Origin of the sequence: Thiorhodococcus mannitoliphagus (assembly GCF_010915725.1) — a bacterium.
In the GTDB taxonomy this organism is placed as follows: domain Bacteria; phylum Pseudomonadota; class Gammaproteobacteria; order Chromatiales; family Chromatiaceae; genus Thiorhodococcus; species Thiorhodococcus mannitoliphagus.
The window spans coordinates 1-10,519 of the sequence record NZ_JAAIJR010000163.1 but is presented as its reverse complement, the minus strand read 5'-3'; the positions used below and the strand labels follow the sequence as shown (position 1 = coordinate 10,519).

Annotated in this window: 8 protein-coding genes; 6 read left to right on the top strand and 2 right to left on the bottom strand. The window is 64.7% G+C overall.

Annotated elements, in window-relative coordinates; translation table 11 throughout:
• Positions 1 to 592: 592 nt before the first annotated feature.
• The 4 genes from G3480_RS23155 (at position 593) to G3480_RS23140 (ending at position 4,408) form a co-directional block, all read left to right on the top strand.
• The gene (locus G3480_RS23155; protein ID WP_164656519.1) at positions 593 to 1,309 is read left to right on the top strand and encodes an AlbA family DNA-binding domain-containing protein; all 717 of its coding nucleotides are present in this window, start codon (positions 593 to 595) and stop codon (positions 1,307 to 1,309) included.
• Between the two features lie 7 nt (positions 1,310 to 1,316).
• Positions 1,317 to 1,784 carry an ATP-binding protein gene (locus tag G3480_RS29300; RefSeq protein ID WP_164656517.1) on the top strand — a complete coding sequence of 156 codons (468 nt, stop codon included), beginning with the start codon at positions 1,317 to 1,319 and terminating at the stop codon, positions 1,782 to 1,784.
• The gene (locus G3480_RS23145; protein ID WP_164656515.1) at positions 1,781 to 2,782 is read left to right on the top strand and encodes a ParA family protein; all 1,002 of its coding nucleotides are present in this window, start codon (positions 1,781 to 1,783) and stop codon (positions 2,780 to 2,782) included. The genes G3480_RS29300 and G3480_RS23145 overlap by 4 nt, the downstream gene beginning before the upstream one ends.
• Positions 2,783 to 3,358: 576 nt before the next feature.
• Positions 3,359 to 4,408, top strand: a complete 1,050-nt coding sequence (locus G3480_RS23140; RefSeq protein WP_164656514.1) for a DUF72 domain-containing protein — start codon at positions 3,359 to 3,361, stop codon at positions 4,406 to 4,408.
• A 38-nt stretch (positions 4,409 to 4,446) separates the two neighbouring features.
• On the opposite strand, the gene G3480_RS23135 is transcribed toward G3480_RS23140, so the two are convergent.
• Positions 4,447 to 5,373: a LysR family transcriptional regulator gene (locus tag G3480_RS23135; RefSeq protein WP_164656512.1), complete on the bottom strand. Its 927-nt coding sequence runs from the start codon at positions 5,371 to 5,373 to the stop codon at positions 4,447 to 4,449.
• Between the two features lie 280 nt (positions 5,374 to 5,653).
• Here G3480_RS23135 and G3480_RS23130 point away from each other — a divergent pair, with 280 nt between their 5' ends.
• Positions 5,654 to 7,303: an NADH-quinone oxidoreductase subunit L gene (locus tag G3480_RS23130; RefSeq protein ID WP_164656510.1), complete on the top strand. Its 1,650-nt coding sequence runs from the start codon at positions 5,654 to 5,656 to the stop codon at positions 7,301 to 7,303.
• Positions 7,304 to 7,305: 2 nt separating this feature from the next.
• Positions 7,306 to 9,912: a YbcC family protein gene (locus G3480_RS23125; protein ID WP_164656508.1), complete on the top strand. Its 2,607-nt coding sequence runs from the start codon at positions 7,306 to 7,308 to the stop codon at positions 9,910 to 9,912.
• A gap of 177 nt (positions 9,913 to 10,089) precedes the next feature.
• Here G3480_RS23125 and G3480_RS23120 read toward each other — a convergent pair whose 3' ends face one another.
• Positions 10,090 to 10,311, bottom strand: coding sequence for a hypothetical protein (locus G3480_RS23120; protein ID WP_164656506.1), 222 nt, complete (start codon positions 10,309 to 10,311; stop codon positions 10,090 to 10,092).
• Positions 10,312 to 10,519: the final 208 nt, after the last annotated feature.

Genomic DNA, 10,519 nt, shown 5'->3' with positions numbered 1-10,519 from the left:
TCCAGGAGCCAGCCAACCCGCCCACGCGATACCAGCCACCTGACGAACTGCGCCAGTTCCTCGAGGCGCTGTAATTATGTGAAGCACTCGTCGGCTCCAGGCGTTACCAACGCTCGAGCCGACGTTCGTCCTTCACATAATTTTGACCTTCACATAAACGCGGGGAGCGGAAAGTCGAGCCTCAGGAGGAAGTGACAAGTCGCCACCCATTGCTGCCGCTGAGTGCACGGACCTGAGCGGCCAGTCTGGGACGCGTTGCGGACACCCCCTTGATGCCCAGGAGCCTGTAGCAACGCTCGTAAGCGGGCCGACTAGTAGCTCCTCGGCAATCCCCTTGTGAACGCCGAAGGCGGGCAATATGCCGCAAGGCCGATGCGGAGCCAGCGCGGCTCGTGTTGCAACTGCGGCCCGTAGCAGGACTCCTGCCGTCCGCACATCTGTCGCCATTGCCGGAGCACCGCCGCTGAAGGGATTCAGCGGTTGACGACGGAGTAACGCGACATCCCGGCCGCCGTGAACGACAGATTGGGGCCTCCCGGACCCGCAGCAGCCTTTACAATCCAAGCCAATCCACACCCAAGCCTCAATAGCCATGAACAAAGCCGAGTTCTATCGCACCGAGACAGATCGCATCGAATGGAAGCGTTCGCCTCAGGACAGCGATGGCATCCTGCGTGCCACCTGCGCCCTGGCGAACGATCTCGGAGGGAGCGGCGAGCCCGGCCGGCTAGTCATCAGGCTGGAAAAGGACGGTTTCCGGCGCGGAGTCGATGCACAGCGGCTGGATCAAATTCAGCAGGACCTGTCGAGCAGACTGCGCTCGACCAAGATCCAGCCGACGCCAAGCTTCGACATTTCCGTCGATCACGGGGATGATGGCGTCACCCTCCTGGTTATCACCGTCATTCCTTATCCGGTTCCGCCGATGGTGATGGTAGATGGCGTTGCTTGGGTTCGCCAGGGCAGCTCGACCCGCCGCGCGACCCAAGCTGACCTGCTGCGCTTGAACGAGCGCCGTCCTGAGCACAGCCAACCCTTCGATCTTCGCCCGATCGCCGCGGCTACCCTTCAGGATCTCAACCTGGGCCTGCTCCGAGCTAGGTACGAAACCGAGCGCGACGAAGACCTCGACGAGGAGACCTTTCCCGGCTTGGAGCAATGGCTGACTCAGCGTCAGTTGGGCCGCCTGATCACCAGGATCTGGCGCCCGAACCCGGCGGCGCTCTTGCTCTTTGGTGTGAGCCCGCAGTCCTGGCTGCCCGGGGGCCACGGTCGAGTTTGTACGCTACGCGGGACCGGACATCGATAGCGAGGTGGTGGCCCGCAAGACGGTGACTGGAACCCTGGCGGATCAGCTGGAGGGAGTTTGGGCGCAGATAACCGCCCATCTCGCCTCTGCACCGGATCATCGGAAAAACGATGGCATCGTCGAACGTTATCTTCCGCAGTATCCAATTGAGTCGCTGAAAGAATTGGCTCGCAACATGGTTCAGCACCGCATGTACGAAGGAACACACGCGCCTGGACGCATCGAGTGGTTCAATACGCGCATCGAGTTTTCGAATCCAGGTGGCCCCTTCGGGCGCGCAAGCGAGGGCGAGTTTGGAGAGCATTCCGACTACCGGAACCCCATCGTGACGGCCGGCCTGGTAGACATGGGTTATGTGCAGCAGCTCGGGCGGGGCGTTCGGCGCGTGCGATTGCTCCTGGAGCGCAACGGCAACCCGCCGCTAGAGATCGAAAAAGATGGCTTCACGCGGTTGATCCTGAGAGCTCGACCATGAAATCGATCGTCTTCTTCAACAACAAGGGGGGAGTCGGTAAGACGACCTTGACCTTCAACATTGCCCATATGTTGGCTGGACGTGGGGTGCGGGTCGTCGTACTCGACTTCGACCCACAGTGCAATATCTCCGCGATCTTTCTCGACGAGATCCGACTGTTCGAGATTTGGGAGGATGTCCGCAGCGATGGTACGGTCACCGGCTGCCTAGAGCCGGTGCGGAGGGGTAAGGGAGACGTGCTGCCGCCACGCTTGGAGCGCGTTGCCGATGGACTCTGGCTGCTTGCCGGACACCTGGCACTCAGTCGATTCGAGCAGACCTTGGCGGAGGAGTTCGCCAAGACGCTGGCCTCGGACAATGATCGCGCGCTGGATGTGACGACGTCGCTCGATCTGCTGTCGAATCTCGCCGCCGAGCAGGTGGCGGCCGATGTGATGATCATGGACCTTGGCCCCAGTCTGGGTGCCCTCAACCGGGCGGCGCTGCTGGCCTGCGATCACCTAGTGCTCCCGGTCGCACCTGATCTATTTAGCTTGCAGGGACTCCGCAACGTCGGGCCGACCTTGCGCGAGTGGCGGCGCGACTGGGGCACTGTGCGTGAGCGTGGTCTCGCCGGCAAGCCCCAGGAGGCATTGCCCCCCCATGATTTCCTGCCACTCGGGTACATGGTCCAGCAGCATCTGGCCCGGGCCGATCGACCCGCCGCGGGTTACGCCCGTTGGGCGCAGGCCATCCCCGCCGAGTATCGCCGATCCGTTCTGGATGAAGCGCCTGGTCGAACTGCGGCTTCCTTCGAGCAGGACGCGCATTGTCTTGCCCTCATCCCGCACTACGCCAGTCTGGTCCCGATTGCCCAGCAGGCACGTAAGCCGATCTTCGATCTCAAGCAGGCGGACGGGATCGGCGGGGGGCAGATTCAGGCCGTGGCACGCTGTCGGGACAGCTTCAACCAAATTGGCGAGAAGCTGCTGGAGCGTCTCGGAATCGACCTGCCATAGTCCGACGATCTCGACAGCCGGCAGTCCCCGATAGCCACGAGCACGGGCATAACGCCCAGGCGTCGCGGTGACCCATCCAGGCGCGCAGACGCGGATGCAGGTACGCAGAGCGCATGCGGGACGACCTAGGTCAGTCGTCGTTAAGGTCCGGCCCTAACTGGCCGACGCATGCGAATAAGACGAAGGTCATCCCCTCTCGTTCAATGCCCGGTGCGTGAGACATCGCTGCCTCTCCGCTGCTCATTGGTCAACGGCGGCCCTTGGCCGAGACAACCGTCATTGGCAGAAGGACGGTGAGTTTCCGCTCCCGGGACGCAAGAGTCACTGGGCTGACTCGTCTCAGTGACCGGATTGGGTCGATTCCCTATTTTCGCCCTTACCTCTGGGGCGGTGTGGCAAGGCGGGCAAAAGCGCCGGTGGCGAAGCTGGCGAATCTCAGAAATTTGTGACGAAATGGTGTTGCGAACAACAGCACCCTGGGAGCGGCGCCCTTGGCGCGACAAGCACCCGATCGCGGCGGGGCGCCGCTCCCACCGACCGCTCGCAAGTCGGACCGCTAAGGAATAGAGTCAAGCGATGACGCCGAAGCAGCTTGATCTCTTTGGGGAGGCGCCGGATGACGCCAGCCCCCTCGTTCGACCAGCCCGCTCGGACTGGGCCAAGGCCGCCGAGCGCGCAGGTGCCCTCCCCTCGCGCCTGCGGTTCGGCACCTCCTCCTGGGCCTTTCCTGGCTGGATCGGTCTGGTCTACGACCAGGCAAGCGACAAACGCGCCCTGTCGCGCCACGGACTGGATGCCTACGCCCGGCATCCGCTGCTGCGCACCGTCGGCGTCGACAGCGCCTACCATGCCCCTGTCCCGACCGACCGCCTGCGCGCCTATGCAACGCAGGTGCCCAATGACTTCCGTTTTCTGGTGAAGACACCCGCGTTGGTCACCGACCCCTTCGTCCGGGCCGCGGGCGGACGCCCGACAGCCCCCAACGCGCGCTTTCTCGAACCTACGGTTGCCACCGAGTTCGCCGTGCGTCCATTCATCGACGGACTCGGTGACCACGGCGGTGTCCTGCTGCTGCAGTTTCCACCGCTCGGCAAGCAGATCACCGCCAACCCGAGACGCTTCGCCGAAGACCTCTACCGCTTCCTGCGCCGACTGCCGAGCGGCCCCATCTATGCGGTGGAGCTGCGCGATCGCGAACTCCTCACCCGCGACTTCGCCGAGGCGCTGCGCCACGGCGGTGCTCATGCGGCCCGCAGCCTCCACCCACGCCTGCCTGCCCTCCACCACCAGAATCAGCTGTACGCCGAGCTGCCGCGGGGTCCACTGATCGTCCGCTGGATGCTGCGTTCGAACCGAGGCTACCAGGAGGCGAGAATGCAGTATCGGCCATTCGACCGGCTGTGCGAACCGGATCCAGCGGCCCGCGCCGAGATTGCCGACCTGGTCTCCGATGGCCTTGAAGCGGGTCGAGAGGTCTATGTCATCGCCAACAACAAGGCAGAAGGCTGCGCGCCGCTGAGCCTGATGGCACTCGCTGATGCGCTACGCGGAAATCATCGTCGAGGCATTGATGGACGAGGGGCGACTTCAGTCGACTACCCGCGCAGAGGTTTCGAGGGCGGCTGAAGTCGCCCGAGTGTCCAGACAGCTTCTGAGCGACCGTCTCAATTCCGGGATCCAGCATCCTGATCTCTCACGAAGAGCTGCACGTGCCCACGCAAGAACTCCAGGAAGGTAGCGGCCACCACCGAGAGCTGCTTGCCCTTGGGCCGCACCACGTACCAAGCACGCACGAGCGGAAAGCCCTCGACGTCCAGCTCGGCCAGCTCTTGCTGGCTGGGATCGAGGTTGAGTGTGCTGCGTGAGAGCATAGCCAGTCCCAGACCGCCCACCACGGCCTGTTTAATGGCCTCATTACTGCCCAGGTCCATCTTGATGTGCAACGGTGTGCCGCGTTCCTGAAACACCCGCTCCATGGTCATGCGCGTGCCGGAGCCTCGCTCCCGCACCAGGAAAGGTTCCTCGGCCAGCTCGGCGAATGGGATCTGCTTGCGCCCGACCAGATGATGGGTGATCGGGGCCAGCACGACGAGCGGGTTGTCTAGGAATGACTCGCTCTCGGTATCCAGACCCTCCGGAGGCACGCCCATGATGTAGAGGTCGTCCTGGTTGCGGGTCAGGCGGTCGAGCAGCCGATCGCGGTTGACCACCTCCAAGGCGATATCGATGCCGGGATACTGGGCGCAGAAGGGACCGAGGATGCGGGGCATGAAGTACTTGGTGGTCGTAACCGCCGCGATGCGCAGACGCCCCTGCTTGAGGCCCTTGAGGTTGTCGATGGTCTGCTCGAAACGGCCCCAGGTCTCCAGCCAATCGGCGCAGGTGGCGTAGAGCCCTTGGCCTGCCTCGGTGAGGAAGATCTTCTTGCCCAGCTGTTCGAGCAGGGGCAGCCCCACCTGCTCTTGCAGCAGACGGATCTGCTTCGACACCGTGGGCTGGGTGACGTGCATCTCCTCGGCCGCGCGGGAGAAGCTGCGCAACCGGGCAACGGCCTCGAAGGCCCGCAGCTGGCGCAGGGTGACATGCATCATAGCGGGTCCCTCATTCGGATTACGATAGCCTTAAGGTTATCGTTTTCATGATTACTATTCATTATTATTTCTAGATGGACCTCCCTAGACTGCTCTGTCAAGGGTGGCGCTGCTCCCTGCAGCCGCCACTGTCTTCACCGACAGAGGAGCCCCAAGATGAGTCATGCCTCCATCCCGCGCTGCCCGCAGGCGATCAGGCCATGCGGCTGCCGAGCGTCTTCTCAGCGCGTCTGCACCCAGAGTTCCGAGCGGTCGCCCCATGCCGCCGAGGGAGGTCGCCATGCTGCCTAGCCTCCTAACCCCCAGTCTTGTCCTGGCCGCACCCCTGCTCCTGCTGTTGGTCGGCCTGGTGCCGTCCACCTGGGCCAACGCTCAGGCGAGGCTCATGGCGCGCCTGTGCGGCGCCGCCGCCTGGCTGGCGTTCGGCAGCGCACTCCTGGCAGCGGCGGCCCATCCGTTCGATGAAGCCCGTGCCTGGACCCTCTACAATCTCGAACTCCCCGGGGGGCTGGGCACCTTCACCATCGGCACTTACGTCAACAGTGTCACGGTGATCATGTTGCTGCTGGTCGCCTTCGTCGGCGCCATCGTCACCCGCTACGCGCGCAACTATATGGACGGGGATCCCAACCGGGGCCGCTTCCACAAGTGGCTCGCGCTCACCCTGGCGGCCATCCTCACCCTGATCGCCTCCGGCAATCTGCTGATGTTTGCCCTGGCCTGGATCGCGACCAGCCTCTGCCTGCACCAGCTCTTGATGTTCTATCGCGAGCGCCCGACCGCCGTACTGGCCGCCCACAAGAAATTCATTGCCAGCCGCATCGGCGACCTGAGTCTGCTGGCTGCCATCGCGCTGATCGGCTTCACCCTGAACACCCTGCAGTTCGAAGAGATGCACCGCATCCTGGAGGCCATGGAGGGCCCCCTGCCCACGGCGCTCGAGATCGCGGCCCTGCTGATCGTGCTCAGCGCCGCGCTGAAGTCCGCCCAGTTCCCCTTGCACGGCTGGCTGCTCCAGGTGATGGAGGCCCCGACACCGGTGTCCGCCCTGCTGCACGCGGGGATCGTCAACGCCGGGGCATTCCTGGTGATCCGCATGAGTCCGATCATGTCCCATTCCGAACTCGCCTTGGGCGCCTTGGCGGTGGTGGGTCTGATTACCCTGGCGCTCGCCTCCCTGGTCATGCTCACCCAGACCAGTATCAAGGTCTCCCTCGCCTGGTCCACCACGGCACAGATGGGCTTCATGCTCCTGGAGTGCGGTTTGGGTCTCTATAGTCTGGCCATGCTGCACCTGGTGGCCCACTCGCTCTACAAGGCGCATGCCTTTCTTGCCTCCGGCAGCGGTGTGGACGCCTTCCGGGCACCGGCACTGCCCCATGCATCCCCGGGCGTCGGCCCCGTCCGGCTGCTGCTGACCCTGGCCGGCGGCGGACTCATCACGGTGGCGGTGGGCGCCGTCTTCGGCATCACCGCAGGGCACCAGCCGGCGCTCCTGGCTGCCGGAACGGTGGTGGCCATCGCCGTGACTCAGCTGCTGCTGCAGATGGCCGGCGTGATGAGCGGCGACGACTTCCTGCGCCGCGGTCTGGGACTGAGTGCGATCGTCTCAGTGTGCTACTTCGCCCTGCACGCCCTGTTCGAGGCGGCGCTGCAGGGGAGCGTGCTGCCGGTGCAGGATGCGGCCGGGCCTTTCCAGATCTGGCTGACCCAGGCCTTCGTCGGCGTCTTCCTGGTCCTCTTGATCTTTCAGCAGGTGCTCAAATACGCCCCGGCCTTCCTTGGCGACGGCATCTACATGCACCTCTACAACGGGCTCTACATTGACGTCTACATCACCCGGCTGCTCCAGCGCCTATGGCCCAGCCCGACCCTCGAATCCGTGACCCCGCCCGCCCCCTTCGCCCCAGTCCCATCCACCGGAGCTTAATCATGAACCTCTACGACGCCACCGCACTGATCGAGCCCGCGGCCTCAGCCGCGAGCACGCCTGCAACCGCCGTCTGGTCGGAAGGGATCGATGAAGCCCGGCCGGCGGCAGTGGGTCCGATGATCGACGCCACCGAGCTGGATCAGCGCATCGATGCCGCCTGCGACCGCATCGCCCCGCTTTGGCCCCTGAAGCACTTCGTCGCCGTCAACCCCTTCTTCGGGCTTCGCGACCTGAGCTTTCAGGACGCCTCCGACGCCCTGGCGCGGATCACCGGCAAGGGTCTCTACATGTCCCGGGACTATTACCGCGACCAAGTCGCAAGCGGACGCATCAGCCGAGATGACCTCAAAGCGGCCATCGAAGGCTGCGGCAGCCGCTTGGACGTCGAAACCTTGGAGCACACCTTGGCCACGCGGGCGCCCCAGCCGAGGCTGGGGATGGCCCCGGTGAGCGAGGTGCTGGAGCGCGTGGAGGGCGGCCTGTGGTCGAGCTTCGTCACTGAACGCATCAGCCTGCACTGCGCCGCCCATTTCGACCTCGGCCAGGCGATCGTCCCCATGCCCTGGCGCCACCTCCCGCTCTACGCATCCTGGCGCAAGGCCGCCGCCATCGACCGCGGCCCGGCGATGATGGGGCTCTCCGACTTCCGCTCCGCCGTCTCCCGGCTGCCGACGGATCCTAGAGCCGCCATCGCACTGGCCATCGAGCGGCTCGGTATCCCGGATGCCGCGGTGGAGCGCTACCTCCACGCCTCACTCATGAGCATCGGCGGCTGGGCCGCTTGGGCCAGGTATCTGCGCTGGCAGGCCGAGCTGTCAGGCGAACGTGACGATTCCCTTGTCGACCTCCTGGCCGTCCGTCTGATGTGGGACATGTTGCTCTACGAGCAGAAAGGCTCGCCCGCGCTGGTGGCACGCTGGCGGGAGATGCTCGCCGCGAGCATGCGTCCGCCTTCCGACAAGCGCCAGGCCTCCGCCGAGATCGACCGCATCATGCTCGCCGCGATGGAGATCGGATTCCAGCGCAGCGTCATTGACGGCTTGACCGGCGTGCGCACCGGAACCTTGCCGGCCCGGCCCGCAGCCCGCCCGGCGGTCCAGGCCGCCTTCTGCATCGACGTGCGCTCCGAGGTCTTCCGCCGCGCCCTGGAGACCGTGGCGCCCGAGGTCCAGACCATCGGCTTCGCCGGTTTCTTCGGCATCTTCATCGAGCACGTGCCCCTAGGATCCGCTGCCGCCCGCAGCCATGTGCCTGTGATCTTCAACCCTGCCTACCGCATCTGCGAGCGGGTCAAGGCTGAGGACAGCGAAGACGTGCAGGCGCAGCGGCGACGGCGCATCGGTCTGTCCAAGGCCTGGAAGGGGTTCAAGCTCTCCGCCGCCTCCTGCTTCTCGTTCGTCGAGTCGGCCGGCCTCATGTACGGCCCCAAGCTGCTCACCGACAGCTTTGGCTGGAGCCGCCCAGTACCCGATCCCCACAGCCAAGGCCTGGATGCGGAGGTCATGGAGCGCATCGGGCCGACCCTGGAGGCCGTCGCGCCGGAGCAGTGTTGCACCCGGCACGGGGAGTCGGGGATCCCTGAGGGTGATCGCCTCGACCATGCCGAGCGCATCCTGCGCGCCATGTCCATGACCGAGGGTTTCGCCCCCTTGGTGCTCTTGGCCGGACATGGCAGCAGCTCGGTGAACAACCCCCACGCCACCGGACTCGACTGCGGCGCATGCGCCGGCCAGACCGGCGAGGCGAGCGCCCGGGTGGTGGCCGCCCTGCTCAACGACCCGAGCGTTCGGCGAGGCTTGACAGAACGGGGCATCGCCATCCCCGAGGACACCTGGTTCCTCGCCGGCCTACACGACACCACCACCGATACCCTCAGACTCTTCGACACCGACGACGTCCCCGCGGCCCTGGCTCAGGACCTGGCGCAGCTGCGCCAGTGGCTCGAGCAGGCCGGCGGCCTCACCCGTATGGAACGCGCCGCCCTGCTCGGCATCGCCGGCCGACCGGACCGAGCGGTGGAAGCCGACGTGCAGCAGCGCAGCCGCGACTGGTCCCAGGTGCGCCCGGAATGGGCCTTGGCCAACAACGCCGCCTTCATCGCCGCACCACGCCCGCGTACCGCCGCCATGGACCTGGGCGGGCGCGCCTTCCTGCACGAGTACGTCTGGGAGAAGGACGAGGGCTTCCAGATCCTGGAGCTGATCATGACCGCGCCCATGATCGTCGCCAACTGGATCAATATGCAGTACTACGGCTCGGTGGTTGACAACCGCCGCTTCGGCAGCGGCAACAAGGTACTGCACAACGTCGTGGGCGGTGCCATCGGCGTATTGGAAGGCAACAGCGGCGACCTGCGCGTCGGGCTGCCGCTGCAATCGCTGCACGACGGCCGACGTTGGGTTCACGAGCCGCTGCGCCTGAGCTGCTTCATCGAAGCACCGGAGGCCGCTATCGACGCCATCATCGACCGCCACGAACTGGTGCGCCAACTGGTGGACAACCGCTGGCTCCACCTCTTGCGTATCGGCGAGGACGACGGCGTTCACCGGCGACGCCCCGGCGGCGGATGGGAGCGCAGCGACCCTGTACTGCGAGTGAACCCATGAGGGCACAAGCGGGCTGCGCATCGCGCGATGGCATTGGGAGACGGAGCGAACGGCTGTCTTCAGAACTGACGGGGATCACCTCGCTATGGACGCCGATCTGGAGCCTTTGATCGCCGGCTGTCCCGCCGATACCTCGGACTCCCGCGAGACCCGCACCGGGGATCCCTTCGTGGCACTCTAGGGGTCATGGAGAAACGCCGGATAATTGAGCAGGGCGATACAAGCGCTCGTCGAATCGATCCGCACCAGATCGAAATCCTGCTCTCGGCGCACCTTCGCGAGGCGTTCTTCATCGGCGATTCGCCCCGCTTCACCCGGGGCCAGATCCGGGAGAAAGTCCACGTGTAGGTAGGTTTTGCTGCCGATCGTCTTGTTCGGAATCGACTTCATCTTGAGCAAGGGTTTAGGTGCCGAGTGACCTTGTTCTCAGCCTCGCTAAGCACCGACAAGCTCGAAGAAGAAATCGTCCAACACAACGTCGAGCACTCCGCAGTTTCGTGTCAGGCTTGCCAGATGAAAACGGATCTCCCTGCAGAACTCCTGACATACGCCCATTAACTCGCTGAAATGGTGTTATAATTCTGGCTTGAATCGATAAATAAATACG